The 16,361-nt window shown below is 73.8% G+C and carries 16 protein-coding genes and 2 tRNA genes; 4 read left to right on the plus strand and 14 right to left on the minus strand.

The annotated features are described in order from the left end of the window. The first annotated feature begins 72 nt into the window (after nucleotides 1–72). Nucleotides 73–762: a 2-phospho-L-lactate guanylyltransferase gene (locus AC4OR8_RS12450; RefSeq protein ID WP_492165875.1), complete on the plus strand. Its 690-nt coding sequence runs from the start codon at nucleotides 73–75 to the stop codon at nucleotides 760–762. A gap of 112 nt (nucleotides 763–874) precedes the next feature. Here the strand turns inward: AC4OR8_RS12450 and AC4OR8_RS12455 are convergent, their stop codons facing one another. The 3 genes from AC4OR8_RS12455 to leuC all read right to left on the minus strand — a co-directional run bounded on the left by AC4OR8_RS12455 (nucleotide 875) and on the right by leuC (nucleotide 3,861). Then, entirely contained in the window at nucleotides 875–1,696 is an 822-nt protein-coding gene (locus tag AC4OR8_RS12455; protein ID WP_492165876.1) for an alpha/beta fold hydrolase, read from the minus strand. A 127-nt stretch (nucleotides 1,697–1,823) separates the two neighbouring features. Continuing rightward, a complete protein-coding gene (gene leuD / locus AC4OR8_RS12460; RefSeq protein WP_492165877.1) occupies nucleotides 1,824–2,429 on the minus strand; it encodes a 3-isopropylmalate dehydratase small subunit in 606 nt (201 codons plus the stop codon). Between the two features lies 1 nt (nucleotide 2,430). Then, complete coding sequence (gene leuC / locus AC4OR8_RS12465; protein WP_492165878.1) at nucleotides 2,431–3,861, minus strand: 3-isopropylmalate dehydratase large subunit; 1,431 nt, start codon at nucleotides 3,859–3,861, stop codon at nucleotides 2,431–2,433. Nucleotides 3,862–4,070: 209 nt separating this feature from the next. Here leuC and AC4OR8_RS12470 point away from each other — a divergent pair, with 209 nt between their 5' ends. Continuing rightward, entirely contained in the window at nucleotides 4,071–4,796 is a 726-nt protein-coding gene (locus AC4OR8_RS12470; protein WP_492165879.1) for an IclR family transcriptional regulator, read from the plus strand. 256 nt (nucleotides 4,797–5,052) lie between these two features. Here AC4OR8_RS12470 and AC4OR8_RS12475 read toward each other — a convergent pair whose 3' ends face one another. Further along, nucleotides 5,053–5,532, minus strand: coding sequence for a methylated-DNA--[protein]-cysteine S-methyltransferase (locus AC4OR8_RS12475; RefSeq protein WP_492165880.1), 480 nt, complete (start codon nucleotides 5,530–5,532; stop codon nucleotides 5,053–5,055). Next, complete coding sequence (locus AC4OR8_RS12480) at nucleotides 5,532–7,157, minus strand: DNA-3-methyladenine glycosylase 2 family protein (RefSeq protein ID WP_492165881.1); 1,626 nt, start codon at nucleotides 7,155–7,157, stop codon at nucleotides 5,532–5,534. Before AC4OR8_RS12480 ends, AC4OR8_RS12475 begins: the two co-directional genes overlap by 1 nt. 91 nt (nucleotides 7,158–7,248) lie before the next feature. On the opposite strand from AC4OR8_RS12480, the gene AC4OR8_RS12485 reads away from it, so the two are divergent. After that, on the plus strand, nucleotides 7,249–8,460 hold the full coding sequence (locus tag AC4OR8_RS12485) for an LCP family protein (RefSeq protein WP_492165882.1): 1,212 nt from the start codon (nucleotides 7,249–7,251) through the stop codon (nucleotides 8,458–8,460). A gap of 134 nt (nucleotides 8,461–8,594) precedes the next feature. On the opposite strand, the gene AC4OR8_RS12490 is transcribed toward AC4OR8_RS12485, so the two are convergent. The 8 genes from AC4OR8_RS12490 to AC4OR8_RS12525 form a co-directional block, all read right to left on the minus strand. Further along, nucleotides 8,595–8,667 (minus strand) — tRNA-Glu (locus tag AC4OR8_RS12490). 110 nt (nucleotides 8,668–8,777) lie between these two features. Then, nucleotides 8,778–8,849: transfer RNA gene (locus tag AC4OR8_RS12495), tRNA-Gln, on the minus strand. 63 nt (nucleotides 8,850–8,912) lie between these two features. Next, nucleotides 8,913–9,896: a CPBP family intramembrane glutamic endopeptidase gene (locus AC4OR8_RS12500; RefSeq protein ID WP_492165883.1), complete on the minus strand. Its 984-nt coding sequence runs from the start codon at nucleotides 9,894–9,896 to the stop codon at nucleotides 8,913–8,915. 47 nt (nucleotides 9,897–9,943) lie between these two features. Further along, nucleotides 9,944–11,428 carry a glutamate--tRNA ligase gene (gltX, locus tag AC4OR8_RS12505; RefSeq protein WP_492165884.1) on the minus strand — a complete coding sequence of 495 codons (1,485 nt, stop codon included), beginning with the start codon at nucleotides 11,426–11,428 and terminating at the stop codon, nucleotides 9,944–9,946. Beyond that, nucleotides 11,428–12,237 (minus strand): fumarylacetoacetate hydrolase family protein, encoded by an 810-nt coding sequence (locus AC4OR8_RS12510; protein WP_492165885.1) that lies wholly within the window; start codon nucleotides 12,235–12,237, stop codon nucleotides 11,428–11,430. Before AC4OR8_RS12510 ends, gltX begins: the two co-directional genes overlap by 1 nt. Before the next feature lie 41 nt (nucleotides 12,238–12,278). After that, nucleotides 12,279–12,965: a hypothetical protein gene (locus AC4OR8_RS12515; RefSeq protein ID WP_492165886.1), complete on the minus strand. Its 687-nt coding sequence runs from the start codon at nucleotides 12,963–12,965 to the stop codon at nucleotides 12,279–12,281. Then, the gene (locus tag AC4OR8_RS12520; protein WP_492165887.1) at nucleotides 12,958–13,353 is read right to left on the minus strand and encodes a hypothetical protein; all 396 of its coding nucleotides are present in this window, start codon (nucleotides 13,351–13,353) and stop codon (nucleotides 12,958–12,960) included. The genes AC4OR8_RS12515 and AC4OR8_RS12520 overlap by 8 nt, the downstream gene beginning before the upstream one ends. A gap of 1 nt (nucleotide 13,354) precedes the next feature. Beyond that, on the minus strand, nucleotides 13,355–14,839 hold the full coding sequence (locus tag AC4OR8_RS12525; RefSeq protein ID WP_492165888.1) for a methyl-accepting chemotaxis protein: 1,485 nt from the start codon (nucleotides 14,837–14,839) through the stop codon (nucleotides 13,355–13,357). Nucleotides 14,840–14,966: 127 nt separating this feature from the next. Here AC4OR8_RS12525 and AC4OR8_RS12530 point away from each other — a divergent pair, with 127 nt between their 5' ends. Continuing rightward, nucleotides 14,967–15,884, plus strand: coding sequence for a 3-methyladenine DNA glycosylase (locus AC4OR8_RS12530; RefSeq protein ID WP_492165889.1), 918 nt, complete (start codon nucleotides 14,967–14,969; stop codon nucleotides 15,882–15,884). Between the two features lie 25 nt (nucleotides 15,885–15,909). On the opposite strand, the gene AC4OR8_RS12535 is transcribed toward AC4OR8_RS12530, so the two are convergent. Then, nucleotides 15,910–16,293: a VOC family protein gene (locus tag AC4OR8_RS12535; RefSeq protein WP_492165890.1), complete on the minus strand. Its 384-nt coding sequence runs from the start codon at nucleotides 16,291–16,293 to the stop codon at nucleotides 15,910–15,912. Nucleotides 16,294–16,361 lie beyond the last annotated feature (68 nt).

Below are 16,361 nucleotides of genomic sequence, written 5' to 3' on the forward strand. Positions count from 1 at the left end.
CCGCGCAGGCTACTCGTCGGCGCGCGCCGCCCGGCGTGCCGACGCGGGCCGTGGCTTGGGAGGATCGGGGCGATGACCGGCCCACCCGCGCACGTCGTGCTGCTGCCCGTGAAGCCCCCCGCCGTCGGGAAGACGCGGCTGGTGGGGCTCGGCGACGACGCGCGCCGGCGGCTGGCCACGGCGTTCGCCCTCGACACCGCTCGCGCGTGCCTGACCGCCCACGGGGTGGCGCAGGTGCTGGTGGCCACCGACGACGTGGTGCTGGCCGACGACCTGGCGCGGGCCGGCTGCACGACGATCCCCGACGGCACCACCAGCGACCTGAACGTCACGCTGCGGCTCACCGCCGCCGAGGCGCAGCGGCGCTGGCCCGCGCTGGTGCCGGTGGCGCTGTGCGCCGACCTCCCGGCCCTCGACCCGCGCGACCTCGACGCGGCTCTGGAGACGCTGGCGGGGCTGAGGGGGCTGAGGGGGCTCGGGGCCGCGGACCCGACGGGTGCGCGCGTCGACGGCGCCGCGTTCGTGCCCGACACGGAGGCGGTCGGCACGACCCTCTACAGCGCGCCGCACGAGCGGTTCGACCCGGCGTACGGCGTCGGGTCGCGCGCCGCCCACCTGGCCGCCGGCGCCCGGGAGGTGCCGGGCGAGCTGGTCACCCTGCGCCGCGACGTCGACGACCTTGACGACCTGCGCGTCGCGCTGGCTCTCGGCGTCGGCCCGGCCACCCGCTCGGTCGCCGCCGCGCTCGGCCTGGTCACCTGAGCACCGGCGGCCGGACCTGGAGGCGAAAACTGTCTCCTGGTGGCTGAAATGTCGGCCACCAAGAGGCGGTTTCCCCGGCCGGCCGGGGAAACTGCCCACCCCACCGGGCCGCTCAGCGGGTGAGGAAGTCCAGCAGCGAGCGGTTGAACTCCTCGGCGTGGCTCACGTTGAGCCCGTGGGGGGCGTCCTGCACGACGACCAGCTCGGCGCCGGCCACGGCCTCGGCGGTGCGCTTGCCGGAGATCTCGAACGGCACGGTGGCGTCGCCCGCGCCGTGGATCACCAGGGCGGGCACGGTGACGGCGGCGAGGTCGGCGCGGAAGTCGGTGCGGGCGAAGGCGCCGATGCAGCCGACCAGCGCGGTGTCACCGGCGTGGGCGGCCAGCGCCAGCGCCTCCTGACGCTGCGCCTCGGTCACCTTGAGCTCGCCGTCGACGGAGAAGAAGTCGGTGGTGAAGCCGTCGAGGAACGCCTCGCGGTCGGCAGCGGCGCCCTGCTCCATGCCCTGCACGGACTCCTCGGGCAGACCCCCGTCGGGGTTGTCGTCGGTGGCGAGCAAGTACGGCGGCACCGCCGCGGCGAACACCACCGAGTGCACGCGCTCGGCGCCGTGGGTGCCGAGGTAGCGGGCCACCTCGCCGCCGCCCATGGAGAAGCCGACGAGGGTCACGTCACGCAGGTCGAGGCCCTGCAGGAAGCCGGCCAGGTCGGCGGCGAAGGTGTCGTAGTCGTAGCCCGTCTCGGGCTTGTCGGAGGCCCCGAAGCCGCGCCGGTCGTAGGTCACGACGCGGTAGCCCGCCTCGGTGAGCGCAGGCACCTGCGCCGACCACGACGCCCCGCTCAGGGGCCAGCCGTGGATGAGGACGACGGGGCGGCCGGTGCCGCCGGTGTCGGTGTACTCGAGGGTGATGCCGTTGCTGGGGATCGTGGTCACGTCGGACCCTTCCGGTAGGAGACGGTGCGTCCCCCATGGTTCGTCACCACCTGCCCCGACGGCTCGCTCGTCGGGGTGAGTGGTTCCGAGCCCCTGCGGTGGCGCTCCGGCGCGCCGGAGCGCCGGCTCAGGAGTGGATGGTGGCGGGCTTCCACGTGGGCCGGGCGGCCTCGAAGGCGGTGATGTCGTCGGCGTGGCCGAGGGTGATGCCGATGTCGTCGAGACCCTCGAGCAGCCGCCAGCGGGTGTAGTCGTCGATGTCGAAGGAGTCCTCGACCGCGTCGGGGCCCTCGCCCGCGCGCACGGTGCGCGACTCGAGGTCGACGGTGACCGTGGCGCCGGGCTCGCGCTCCAGGAGGTCCCAGAGCCGCTGCACGACCTTCTCGTCGACCTGTGCCGCGAGCAGGCCCGCCTTGCCGGAGTTGCTGCGGAAGATGTCGGCGAAGCGCGGCGAGACCACGGCCTTGAACCCGTAGTTCTGCAGCGCCCACACCGCGTGCTCGCGCGAGGAGCCGGTGCCGAAGTCGGGGCCGGCGACCAGCACCGAGCCGGCGGCGTACGCCTCCTTGTTCAGCACGAAGTCGGGGTCGCCCCGCCAGGCGCTGAACAGCCCGTCCTCGAATCCGTCGCGGGTGACGCGCTTGAGGTAGACCGCCGGGATGATCTGGTCGGTGTCGACGTTGCTGCGGCGCAGCGGCACGCCGACGCCGGTGTGGCGCGAGAACTTCTCCATGTCAGTGGCTCCCCACGGGCTCGAGGTCGGACGGCGAGGACAGCGTGCCGCGCACGGCGGTGGCCGCGGCCACCGGCACCGAGACCAGGTGGGTGCGCCCACCCTTGCCCTGGCGCCCCTCGAAGTTGCGGTTGGACGTCGAGGCACTGCGCTCCCCGGGGGCGAGGGTGTCGGGGTTCATGCCCAGGCACATCGAGCACCCCGCGCCGCGCCACTCGGCGCCGGCGTCCTTGAACACCACGTCGAGGCCCTCGGCCTCGGCCTGCAGCCGCACCCGCACCGAGCCCGGCACCACCAGCAGGCGGGTGTCGGGGTCGACGGTGCGGCCCTTGATCACCTCGGCGGCCAGGCGCAGGTCCTCGATGCGGCCGTTGGTGCAGGAGCCGACGAAGACGGTGTCGACCTTGACCTCGCGCATGGGGGTGCCGGCCTCGAGGCCCATGTACTGCAGCGCCTTCTCGGCGGCCACCCGGTCGGAGGCGTCGTCGTAGCTGCCCGGGTCGGGCACGGCCGCGCCCAGCGGCACGCCCTGGCCCGGGTTGGTGCCCCAGGTGACGAACGGCGTCATCGTGGAGGCGTCCAGGACGATCTCGGCGTCGTACTCCGCGTCGGGGTCGCTGACCAGGGTGCGCCAGTGCGCGACGGCGGTGTCCCAGTCGGCGCCCTGCGGTGCCTCGGGGCGGCCCTCGATGTAGTCGAAGGTGGTCTGGTCGGGGGCGATCAGGCCGGCCTTCGCACCCCACTCGATGCTCATGTTGCACACCGTCATCCGGCCCTCCATGGAGAGCTCCTCCACGGCCTGGCCGCGGTACTCCACGATGTAGCCCTGGCCGCCGCCGGTGCCGGTGTGGGCGATGAGGGTCAGCACCATGTCCTTGGCGGTGACGCCGGGCGGCAGGCTGCCGTTGACGGTGACGGCCATCGTCCTGGGCCGGGCCTGCATCAGCGTCTGGGTGGCCAGCACGTGCTCGACCTCGGAGGTGCCGATGCCGAAGGCGATCGCACCGAAGGCGCCGTGGGTGCTGGTGTGGCTGTCGCCGCAGACGATCGTCATGCCGGGCTGGGTCAGCCCGAGCTGGGGACCGACCACGTGCACGATGCCCTGCTCGACGTCGCCGAGGGGGTGCAGCCGCACGCCGAACTCCTGGGCGTTGCGGCGCAGCGTCTCCACCTGGGTGCGCGAGACCGGGTCGGCGATGGGCTTGTCCCAGTCCAGCGTGGGCACGTTGTGGTCCTCGGTGGCCAGCGTGAGGTCGGGACGGCGCACGCCCCGGCCCGCGAGCCGCAGGCCGTCGAACGCCTGCGGGGAGGTCACCTCGTGGATGAGGTGGAGGTCGATGAAGAGGAGGTCGGGCTCCCCGTCGCTCGAGCGGACGACGTGCTCGTCCCAGACCTTCTCGGCCAAGGTCCGGGCGGTGCGGGCGGTGCCCATGGCTCACTCCCTCGTGACGTGTGCAGCGGTGCTGGTGTGCCCCGCCAGCCTACGGCCTCCGTCCCACTACCTGAGATGCCGATCTCGCTCCTCGGGACAGCCCTGGCGATCCACGCGGCCTCGCGCGACGACGTCCGCGTCTCGCTCCGAGGGGTGTTGTCCCGGTCACAACGCTTGCATCCCATGATCTGAGACACGAGTATTGGCATATGGACACCAGCGGAGTGGGCGTGCTCGACAAGGCCGCCATCGTGCTCACCGCCCTCGAGGCCGGGCCCGCGACGCTGGCCGGGCTGGTCACGGCCACCGGCCTGGCCCGCCCCACCGCCCACCGCCTCGCCGTCGCGCTCGAGCACCACCGGCTGGTGGCCCGCGACATGCAAGGGCGCTTCGTGCTGGGCCCGCGCCTGGCCGAGCTCTCCGCCGCCGCCGGTGAGGACCGGCTGCTGGCCACCGCCGGACCTGTGCTGGCCCGGCTGCGCGACATCACCGGGGAGTCGGCGCAGCTGTGGCGCCGCCAGGGCGAGCACCGCGTCTGCGTCGCCGCCGCCGAGCGCCCCTCCGGCCTGCGCGACACCATCCCGGTCGGCTCCCAGCTCACCATGCGCGCCGGTTCCGCCGCCCAGGTGCTGCTGGCGTGGGAGGACCCCGAGCGGATGCACCGCGGGCTGCAGCACGCCGCCTTCTCCGCCGCCGCCCTCTCCGGCATCCGTCGCCGCGGGTGGGCGCAGTCGGTCGGCGAGCGCGAGGCCGGCGTGGCCTCGGTCTCGGCCCCCGTGCGCTCCCCCAGCGGCAAGATCATCGCCGCGGTGTCGGTCTCGGGACCCCTCGAGCGCCTCTCGCGCCAGCCCGGGCGGATGCACGCCCCCGCCGTCCTCGCCGCGGCCGAGCGGCTCTCCGAGTCGCTGCGCCGCGCGGCTGCCGAGTCGGCCTGAGGGTCTGGCGGGTTTCACCAGCCGGCTGGTGAAACCCGCACCTGTCGGCCGTCGCACGGGCCGACAGGTGCGGGTCCGGGCCGACAGGTGGGGCTCGTGGGGCCTCGTGGGGCACACCCGGCACCCGGCACCCGGCACCCGGCACCCGGACCCGAGGGGCAGAAGTCGGGGTTGTCGGGGCAAACCCTTGGTCGTCGGCCGAAGCGTGGGCCGACAACCACGGGTTCCACCGGATGTCCGGTGAAACCCGCCGCGGTCAGAACAACCCGTCCTGCTCGAGACCGAGGAGCAGCTGCTTGCGCTCGAGGCCGCCGGCGTAGCCGGTGAGGGTGCCGTTGGCGCCGATGACCCGGTGGCAGGGGATGACGATCGGGATCGGGTTGCGGCCGTTGGCCAGGCCCACGGCCCGCGACGCCGCGCCGGTCATGCCGAGCCGCAGCGCGACCTGGCCGTACGACGCCGTCTCGCCGTACCCGATGCCGCGCAGCTGCTGCCACACCCGCTGCTGGAAGTCGCTGCCCCGCGGCGCCAGCGGCAGCGCGAAGTCCTTCAGCTCGCGCGCGAAGTACGCCGCGAGCTGGCGCACCGCCTCGGCGAGCACCGGGTGGTCGTCGTCGCGCTCACCGACGGGCCGCGCGGCGAGGTCGGTCCACGGGGCGAAGTCGATCGCGGTCAGCGCGCCGTCCTGCTCGACGACGCGCAGGGGCCCGACGGGGCTGTCTGTCTCGGTGTGCATCAGCTCTCCTCGAAGGTCGACGGCTGGGTCGGCGGCTGGGTCGGCGGCTGGGTCGGCGGTGCGACGGGCGGCATCAGGGTGTCCCACAGGTGCATCAGGGCGTACGAGCGCCACGGACGCCAGCGCCCCGAGGCGGCCACCACCGCGACCGGGTCGTGCCCGAGCCCGCGCAGCGCGTTGCGCACCCCGATGTCGGTGGGCAGGAAGACGTCGGGGTCGCCGAGGGCGCGCATCGCGACGTAGTCGGCGGTCCACGGGCCGATGCCGGGCAGCGCGAGCATGGCCTCGCGCACCTGGCGGCGGTCGGTGCCCCGGTCGAGGGCCACCCCGCCCGAGGCGAGCGCCTCGGCGAGACCCACGAGGGCGCGCCCCCGCGCCCGGGGCATCGGCAGCCCGGCGGGGTCGACCCCGGCCAGCACCGCGGCCGAGGGGAAGAGGTGGGTCAGTCCCGGCGTCGTCGTCGCCACGCGACGACCGTGCTCGGCCACGATCCGCCCGGTGACCGTGCGCGCCCCGGTCACGCTGACCTGCTGGCCCACCACGGTGCGGATCGCGGTCTCGTCGCCGTCCACCTGGCCCGGCACCCGCAGCCCCGGCGTGGCCCGCACCAGCGGGCCGAGCACGTCGTCGGCGCCGAGGTGGGCGGCCACCGGCACGGGGTCGCAGTCGGCGTCGACCAGCCGCCGCGCCCGCTCGAGGGCCGCGGTGGTGTCGCGCAGGTCGGAGAGCGCGAGCGTCGTGGTGACGAAGGCGGTGCCGGCCTGGGGGTCGCCGCCGTTCACTGCCGCTGCCGGTGTCTCCCGACCGTCGGGGGCGATGTCGAGACGCAGGGTGCCGTGGCCGTGGGGCAGGTCGAGGGTGCGGGCGTACCAGCCCGGTCCGGCCACCTCCACGCCCGGGACGAGGTGGTAGGCCAGGAACGCCAGCAACGACGCCCCCGCGAACGGCGTGCGCACCGCCAGCCGCAGGGTGATCGTGGCCAGGGCGCCCGGTCCCCCGTCCAGCACGGCGCTGTCCGCCCGCTCCACGCCGCGGCCCCCGGCCGGACGGCGCCCGCGCAGCTCGGTGGGCGAGGCGGCGTACACCTCGCGCACGGTGTCGTTGAACTGGCGCACGCTGGCGAAGCCGGCCGCGAACGCCACGTCGGCGAAGCCGAGGTCGGTGGTCTCGATCAGGACCCGTGCGGTCTGTGCGCGGCGGGCACGGGCCAGCGCCAGCGGGCCGGCGCCCAGCTCGTGGGTGAGCAGCCGGGTGAGGTGGCGCGGGGTGTAGCCCAGCCGGGAGGCCAGGCCCTCCACGCCGTCGCGGTCGACGACACCGTCGCTGATCAGGCGCATCGCGCGGCCCGCGGCGGTGGCGGCGACGTCCCAGTCGGGGCTGCCGGGCACGGCGTCGGGCAGGCAGCGCTTGCAGGCGCGGTAGCCGGCGGCCTGCGCGGAGGCCGCGCTGGGGTGGAACGACACGTTGCGCCGCGCCGGCGTACGGGCCGGGCACGAGGGCCGGCAGTAGATGCCCGTGCTGCTGACCGCGGTCCAGAAGAGGCCGTCGAAGCGGCGGTCGCGCGACTTCACCGCGCCGTAGCAGGCGTCGGGGTCGAGCGCGGCGAGGGCGGCGGGGGCGGGCACCGGTCCATGATGGCCGACGCAGGGTCACCCCACCGGCGGGAATCGGACACGACGACCACGCCCGCTACGCCCCGCCTGCGACCATGGAGCCGTGAACGACGACACTCCCCCCGCGGAGCACGCCACGGCCGGCACCGAGCCCACCCCCACCGGCGCACGCCGCGGGCGCCGCTCGCGGCCCACGCGCCACCGCCACACCGTGCTGAAGGTGGTGCTGGCCACCCAGCTGTGCCTGGCCGTGATCACCGGCGCGACGGTCACCGTCGCCTACGGGCGCCTCGACGGCAACATCGCCGAGGGCCGCGAGATCGCCCACGTCGTGGAGAAGAAGAAGACCCGCACCACCGCCCCCACCGAGCCCCTCAACATCCTGGTGCTGGGCTCCGACTCCCGCGACGGCGAGGGCAACAACATCGACGGCCTGACCGGCGAGGGGCAGCGCGCCGACACCACGATCCTGGTGCACGTCTCCGCCGACCGGCAGGAGGCGTACGGCGTGAGCCTGCCGCGCGACGCCATCGTCGACCGGCCCGTGTGCAACGTCGACGGCGAGCAGGTGCCGGGCGAGCGGGCGGCGATGTTCAACACCGCGTTCTCCGTCGGCGGGCCGCTGTGCACCGTGCAGACCGTGGAGAAGCTGACCGGCATCTACATCGACCACTTCGTCGTGCTCGACTTCAACGGCTTCAAGGACATGGTCGACGCGGTCGACGGGGTCGAGGTCTGCATCCCCCGCGACGTCGACGACCCCGAGCACGACATCTACTTCGACGCCGGCACGCAGAAGCTCGAGGGCCAGCAGGCCCTCAACTACGTGCGCGAGCGCACCGTGCTGTCGCAGACCGGCGACATCGGCCGGATGAAGCGCCAGCAGGCCTTCATCGCCTCCCTGGTCAACAAGGTCATCTCGGCCGGCACGCTCAGCCGCCCCGACCGGGTCTACGGCTTCGTCAAGGCGGTCACGTCGTCGATCGAGATCGACGACCAGCTCGACAGCCTCAAGGACCTCGCCGACCTGGCGATGCAGTTCCAGGACACCGGGCTGAGCAAGATCCGCTTCATCAGCGTGCCGTTCGAGGCCTACGAGCCCGACCCCAACCGACTGGTGTGGACCGAGGAGGCCGACGACCTCTGGGAGCGCATCAGCATGGACGAGTCGCTGGGCCGAAAGTTCAACGGTGACGCCATCTCCGCCGCCGATCCCGTCGGCACCCCCAACGGCGGCTCCGGCGGCTCCGGCGGCAAGGGCGGCGGCAGCGCGGCGGACGCCGACGAGGCCGCCGCGGCCGGCCTGTGCGCCTGAGGCAACGCAGCCAGCGGGACACCTGAGCCCGCCCGTGGGCGTCCGGCCACCCGGGCGCCCACGGGCACCCCGGGTGGACGCGAAATGCAGCAGGGCCCGACTCCGAGGAGCCGGGCCCTGCTGCGGTGCTGTCGTACCCCCGACCGGATTCGAACCGGCGCTACCGCCGTGAGAGGGCGGCGTGCTAGGCCGCTACACAACGGGGGCCTCACAGTGGATCGGCCTCACGGCCTCTCCTGACTTCCTGCGCCACGCTAGCCGAGGCTCTCGTGCCGCTCAAATCGGGGCTCTCACACCCCGGTCTGGCCGGAAGTCCGCTGGGATACTAGGACTCGAACCTAGAATAACTGAACCAGAATCAGTCGTGTTGCCAATTACACCATATCCCACTGCAGGTCAAGAGGAGCACGCTCCTCGTGGCCGTCCGGCCCGTTTCCGGGCCGGGGGAGACATTACACGGGGCCTCGGGGGGCCACCAAGTCGAGGGGTCGCGCGGTGCGCTGCACCCCCTGGCGCCGGGCCACCAGCAGGGTCAGACCGAGGAACACCAGCGACTGGGTGAGCGTGACCGGCAGGCTCCACCAGCTGCCGCCGGTGGGCTCGAGCGCCGAGGTCATGTCGCCGAAGGCCAGCGCCAGGCCGAAGGCGAAGAAGTTGTTCAGCACGTGCATCGCGATGCCGGCCTCCAGCCCGCCGGTCAGCACGACGAGCGTGCCGGCGACCAGACCGAAGGCGAAGCGGTCGGCGAAGACCGGCGGGTCCTGGCCCAGGCCGTGGGCCAGCGCGAACAGCAGCGCCGGCACCACCACCGCCACCCACCGCTGGCGCACCAGCCCGCCGCACACCTGGGCGAGGTAGCCGCGGAACACGTACTCCTCCCCCGCCGCCTGCAGCGGGGTCAGCAGGACGACGACGAGCAGGAAGTCGACGGTGGTGCGGGTCAGCGGGTTCAGCTCGGTGCCGACCTCGCCGTTGCCGCCCTGCGCGGGGAGCAGCGCGGAGACCAGCACGGTGGCCACCAGGGCGAGCAGGGCCAGCCCCAGGCAGGTGGCGAACCACCGCCAGCGCAGCCGGGGACGCACCGAGGCCAGCCAGCCCGGCCGCAGCCGGTGGACGGCGTACAGCACCAGCCACGTCGCGGGGATCGCCAGGCCCCACCCGAGGTTGACCACCACGAGGAAGATCGGGGTGACCTCCCCCTCGCCCGAGAGCCGCGCCGCCGCGTCGCCGGCGTCCGTGCCCTGCAGCAGCAGGTAGACGCTGAGCACCGCGACCACGACGACCTGCCCCACGAGGATCAGGGCCACCAACGCCACGACGCCGAGCACGGGGCGCCACCACCCCGGCCGGCCCCCGCGCAGCAGCTGGTCGTAGGCCAGCCCCTCGCGGGCGGGCGCGGCGGACGTCGCGCCGTCGGGCGGACCGACCTGGGTCATCTGCTGCTCCTCGGGTCGTGGGGGTGCGGGCCGCTCAGGCCCACCGGTCAGCTCAGCGCGCCGCGCAGGCGGGCCAGGCCGCGCTCGCGGCCGAGCAGCTCGAGGCTCTCGAACAGCGGCGGCGACACCCGGCGTCCGGTGACCGCCACCCGCACGGGCCCGAAGGCGACGCGGGGCTTGAGGCCCAGGCCGTCGACGAGCCGCGCCTGCAGCGCGTCCTGGATGGCGGCGGTCGACCACTGCGGCAGCTCGGCCAGCGCGTCGTGGGCGGCCTGCACCACCGCACGGCCGTCGTCGGTGTCGACCAGCTTGGCGACGTCGGCGGGGTCGCGGGTGAAGGCGTCGTCGTCGACGAAGAGGAAGCCGAGCATGTCGACGGCCTCGGTGAGCTTGTTGATGCGCTCGGCGACCAGCGGCATCGCCAGCTCCAGCAGCCGGGCGTCGGCGTCGGGGACAGGGTCGCCCACGACGCCGGCGTCCTGCAGGAACGGCAGCGCCCGGTGGGTGATCTCGTCGGTCGAGAGCAGCCGCATGTGGGAGCCGTTGATCGCGTCGGCCTTCTTCAGGTCGAAGCGCGCGGGGTTGGGGTTGACGTCGCCGATGTCGAAGGCCGCCACCATCTCCTCGAGGCTGAACACGTCGCGGTCGGCAGCGATCGCCCAGCCGAGCAGGGCCAGGTAGTTCAGCAGCCCCTCGGGCAGGAAGCCCTGGTCGCGGTAGGCCAGGGCGTGCGCCTGCGGGTCGCGCTTCGACAGCTTCTTGTTGCCCTCCCCCATCACGTAGGGCAGGTGGCCGTAGGCGGGTGTGGTCTCGGCGACGCCGATCGCCTTCAGCGCCTCGAAGAGCGCGACCTGGCGCGGGGTCGAGGACAGCAGGTCCTCCCCGCGCAGCACGTGGGTGATGTGCATGGTGGCGTCGTCGACCGGCGCGGTGAGGGTGTAGAGCGGGTCGCCGTTGGCCCGGCACAGCGCGAAGTCGGGCACGTGGGCCGACTCGAACGTCACGTCACCGCGCACCAGGTCGTGCCAGGTGACGGAGCCGTCAGGCATCCGGAAGCGCACCAGCGGACGGCGTCCGTCGGCCTCGAAGGCCGCGCGCTGCTCGGCGCTGAGCTCGCGGCAGAAGCCGTCGTAGCCCATCACCTTGGAGCCGCTGGCCTTGCGCCGGGCGTCGACCTCCTCGGTGGTGCAGAAGCAGTCGTAGGTGTACGACGACGCCGCGAGCCGGGCCAGCACGTCGCGGTAGAGGTCGCCGCGCTCCGACTGGCGGTAGGGGCCGTAGGGGCCGCCCACCTCGACGCCCTCGTCCCACTCCAGGCCGATCCAGCGGAACAGGTCGAGGATGGCGCGGTAGGACTCCTCGGTGGAGCGCTCCTTGTCGGTGTCCTCGATGCGCAGCACGAAGGTGGCCTGCTCGCCCTTCAGCGCGGCGTGCCGGGCGAAGGCGTAGTTGAACAGCGCGGTGCGGACCAGGCCGACGTGCGGGGAGCCGGTCGGGGACGGGGCCATCCGGACGCGGATCGGGGTGCTCATCAGCGGGTCGCCACCTTGTTCGTGAGGGTGCCGAGGCCGGCGATGGCGATCTCCACCTCGTCGCCCACCTCCATCGGACCGACACCCTCCGGGGTGCCGGTGAGGATCACGTCGCCGGGCAGCAGCGTCATCACGCTCGACACGTGGGCCACCAGCGCCGGGACGTCGACGATCATGTCGGCGGTGCTGCCGTCCTGCACGACGTCGCCGTTGAGGAAGGTCTGGATGCGCACACCGTCCTTGAACTGCTGCGGGTCGAGGTCGGTCTCGATCCACGGGCCCAGCGGGCAGAAGGAGTCGAAACCCTTGGCCCGGGTGAACTGCACGTCGGAGCGCTGCAGGTCGCGGGCGGTCACGTCGTTGGCGACGGTGTAGCCGTGGATGACGTCGGTGGCCTGCTCGGCCGGCACGTCGCGGCAGATCCGCCCGATCACCACGGCCAGCTCGCCCTCGTAGTGCAGCTCGGAGGTCTGGCGCGGGTAGTAGATCGGGTCGCCGGGGCCGACCACGCTGGTGTTGGGCTTGAGGAACATCAGCGGCTCGGCCGGTACGTCGTTGCCGAGCTCGGCGGCGTGGGCGGCGTAGTTGCGCCCGATGCCGACCACCTTGCTGCGGGGCAGCACCGGCGCGAGCAGGCGCACGTCGGCGAGCCGGTGCTCCTGGTCGAGCAGCTTGACGCCGACGTACAGCGGGTCGCCCGCGAGGGCCACCACCACGCTGTCCTCGTCGGGCTGGCCGAGCTCGTCGACCCCGCCCGTCACGACGCCGTACAGGGGGTCCTCGCCGGTGGTGAATCTCGCGATGCGCACGCCCCGACCCTAGCGACCGGGCGCGGGCGGCCGGCGTGCGGTCACAGCGCCTCGGCCACCGCCACCGCCGCGGCCTCGGTGACCGCGCGCACGTCGCCGCCCGACAGGCCGTCCTGCGACGACAGCGTCGAGACCAGCAGCAGCCGCGGCCCGACGTGGGTGACCAGTCCGGTGTAGCGCACCCCGGAGCCGTCCCCCGAGACCAGCAGCGCCTCACCGCCGGCCACGGTGAGCCGCTGCGGCCGCTCGCCGCCTGCCAGCCGGGCGAGGTCGAGGTCCTGCTCCAGCGACCCGTGGTCGGTCACCAGGTCGACCGACACGGTGGCCGCCCCCTCGGTCGACAGCACCTGGCAGCCCTCGGTGGCGCCGGCCTCGCCGTAGGTGGTCGGCACCTCCAGGGGCGCCCCGAGCACCTCGCCCAGCGCGGCGGGGTCGAGGGCACCGCAGGGGCCGTCGACGGCGGGCTCGGCGCTCGCACCCCCCGAGGCGGACGTCGACGGGGTGGGCGACCCCGTGGGCGGGGCGCTGGACGACGGGGTCGACGACGGGGCCGACGACTCGGTCGACCCGGTCGCCTCGCCGGACGGAGCGGGGTCGGCGTCGTCCGAGGAGCCCGCGCAGCCGCCGGCGACGAGGGCGAGCGCGACGACCGCCCCTGCGGTCAGCCGCCTGGCCGATCGCCCCGCGGGGGTGCTGACGGTGCGGGACGTCGGTGCCGGCTCAGCCACGCCGGTCTCCGAGCGGGAGGGCGGCGAGCCCGGTGCGGGCGTCGCGCACGGTCGCCGCGATGGCGGCCTGCACGACCTCGAACCCGCGGTACTCGTCGGTGGGTCGCGCCCAGAACCGGTCCCAGGTCGTGCGTCCCTGCGCCACCCGGTCGTGGATGCGGCGGAAGTGGGCCGGGGCGTCGTCTGCGCCGCAGACCTGCTCGAGCAGCTGCGCCAGCGACGGGTCGAGCGGCTGTCCCGCCTCCTCCTCGAGGAGGCCGTCGACGAACACGTCGATCTCGTCGAGGGCGGCCAGCAGGCGCGCCTCGCTGCCGTCGCGCAGCAGCCGGGCCATCAGGTCGTCCGGGCGGCCCGCGGCAGGCTGCGCCGAGGCGTCGTAGAGCTCCACGTCAGCGGCCGGCCGGCGTGTCGCGCTCGGTCGGCGTGGGCGCCTCGGGAGCGGGTGCGAGCCGCGGGCCGTCGTCCGGGGGCGCCATCAGCAGGTGGCCGGGCGGCTCCGGCTCGACGGGGTTGCCGAACATGTCGGTGGTGGGGAACGGGTCGACCGGCGAGCAGTCGTCGTTGGGCGGCGGGGCAGCGGGGGGCGCGTCGGCCTCCTCGACGGCGTCGTCGACGGCGGAGTTCAGGTCGTCGAACGCCTCGCCACCGGGGTCGCCGTAGTCGGCCTCGAGGTCGCTCAGCGACTTCTCGACGGCTGCGGGGTCGAAGGCCATCAGGTCGCTGATGTCCATGCTGGCGCGGGCATGGGGGAGCTTCTCGGCGATGGCGACGACCTGCTGCGCGGTGGCGATGCGGTCGGCCTGCTCCTCGGCCCACGCCTTCACCTCGTCGGCGAGGTTGAAGGCCATCTCCACGAGGTTGACCACGGTGGTCACGTCGTCGACGAGGTCGGTGAAGAACTCGGTGCCCTTCTCGGCGAGCTCCTTGAGGGTCACGAAGATGCCGACGGCGGCGTTGATGCGCTTGAGCAGGAACTTCATCAGCTTGAGCAGCTTCTGGCCCAGGACCCGGATGACCTTCTCGACCTTGGTGGCGAGCTTCTCGCTCATCGCGGCGAGCTCGTCGAAGACGACGGCGAGCCCGTCGATGACGCCGCCGACCGCCATCATGACCGCGTTGTAGAGCGCGATGTGCCCGGTCAGGGCCAGGCCGGCCTGGCCCTTCATCGCCAGCTGGGCCTTGGCGGCGAGCTGGGTGAAGTTCGCGCCGAAGGTGCGCAGGCCCGTCGCGAAGCTGCGGCAGGCGGTGGCGTTCTGCTGGATGGCGTAGTAGTCGCCGGTGAGCGGGAACACGATGTAGTGCTCGAGGCTCTTGTCCGGCAGCTCGGGGAAGATGTCGATGCCGTGGTCGCGGCACCAGCGGATGCACTCGTTGATCGTGTCGCGCGCGGAGTCCCACCCGCCGGCCACCGCCATGAACGGCGCGTCGTGCTCGCCCGGGAACTTCTGCTTTCCCTCCTCGGGCGCGGTCAGGTCGTCGTTGGGGTCGGACAGGGCGATGCCCCGGACCTCCAGCCCCGGGCCCTGCCCGCCTCCCCCGCGCGGCGCCGGCTGCCCCCCGCCGAGCAGGGCGCTGAAGTCGTAGGACACCTGGCCGTCGAGGTCGTCGAACTTCTGCGCCGTCAGCGCGGTGGCGTGCACCAGGCCGTCGTAGCGCTCGTCGAAGACCCCCCTCACCTCGCCGAAGTACCCGCGCATCGTGGTCATCGCGTCGGCCAGCGGCTCGAGGGCGAACGGCTTGAAGTCGAACCCGGCGGGGTTGCAGACGTGGTCGGCGAAGTAGGTGTCGAGGTCGCCGATGTAGCCCTTCACCTTCTCCATGTCCTCGAAGAGCATGTCGAGCTGGCCCCACTCGATCTGCAGCACGTCTCCCATGACCACCCCGTCGGTGCGGGTCGCCGCCCCGTGGCACGACCGTCGAGTGGCCCTCTACCCGGCCGGGCGTGCGCTACACCTCGCCCACGTCTCCTGCGGTCCAGCCACCCGGTCCTAGGCTGGGCCGGTGCAGGGACGGGTCGAGCAGCAGGCGGCGGCACCGGTGACGGCACCGGTCGTCGTGCTGGGGCGTGCGGAGTGGGAGCAGCGGGCCGCGGCCCACGCCGCCCGCGTCGACCGGCTCACCGCACCCCACCTGGCGCGCCGCGCGGCCGGCGCCACCCACCCGGTGCACGACTTCCTGTTCACCTACTACTCCCAGCGCCCCGGCCAGCTGCGCCGCTGGCACCCCGGGGCAGGAGTCGCCCTCGAGGGCGCCGCTGGCGGCTACTCCCCGCTCAAGGGGTACGCCGGCGACCCGCCGACGGTCCCGGCGGCGTACGTCGCCACCCAGCGCCCGCTGCTGGAGGCGCTGCACCGGCTGCTGCGCGCCACCGCGGCGCGGCCGGCGTCCTTCGGCTGCTTCGGGCTGCACGAGTGGGCGATGGTGCACGGCGCCGACGAGACCCGCCACGACCGGCCGCTGCGCCTGGGCCGGGCCGGCACCGACGCCGTCGTGGAGTCGCACCGCATCGTGTGCAGCCACTTCGACGCGTTCCGCTTCTTCACACCCACGGCCGTGCCGCTGAACACGCTCGCGCCCACCGCGGCCGACCGTGCCGAGCACGAGCAGCCCGGCTGCCTCCACGGCGGGATGGACCTCTACAAGCACGCCTTCCGGCTGACGCCGATGATCTGCTCCGACCTCGTCGCCGACTGCTTCGAGCTGGCCTGGGACATCCGGGTGCTCGACATGCGGGCGGCGCCGTACGACCTGAGCGGCGTGGTGATGGACCGCACCGGCGAGCCGTGGTCGCCGGTCGCGGTCGAGACACCCGAGGGCAAGCAGGAGTACGTCGCGGCGCAGCGCGTCTTCGCGGAGCGCGGCGGCGTCCTGCGCGCGCGTCTGCTGGCCGAGGTCGCGCGCCTGAGGGCCCTTGCCTGACCCCCCGGCGCAGGGGGGAGACGGCTCAGCGGTCGACGTAGAGGCAGAACGGGTGGCCGGCGGGGTCGAGCAGCACCCGCACGTCGTCCTGCGGCTGGTGGGCCGCGACCTCGGCCCCGCAGGACACGGCGTACGCCGTCGCCTCGGCGAGGTCGTCGACCTCCAGGTCGAGGTGGAGCATCATCAGCTGCTGCCCGGCCTCGCCCGGCCACACGGGGCGCCGGTAGTGCGGCTCGGTCTGGAAGCCGAGGTTGTAGCCGGCGTCGCGTGACGGGGCGAGGGTGCACCAGTCGTCGCCGACGTCGAACAGCGTCCAGCCGAGCAGGCGCTCGTAGAACGACGCCAGGTCGGGAGCCGACGGGCAGTCGAGGACCACCCCGAGCCAGTGGGCCTTCGTGCGCAGTGCCATGCCCGCACGCTGCCGCACCCGGGCGGGCGCGGCAAGGCCCCCGCCGGGTCGTCGGACGGACCCCTTGC

Source organism: Nocardioides sp. FY1077, from assembly GCF_058681775.1.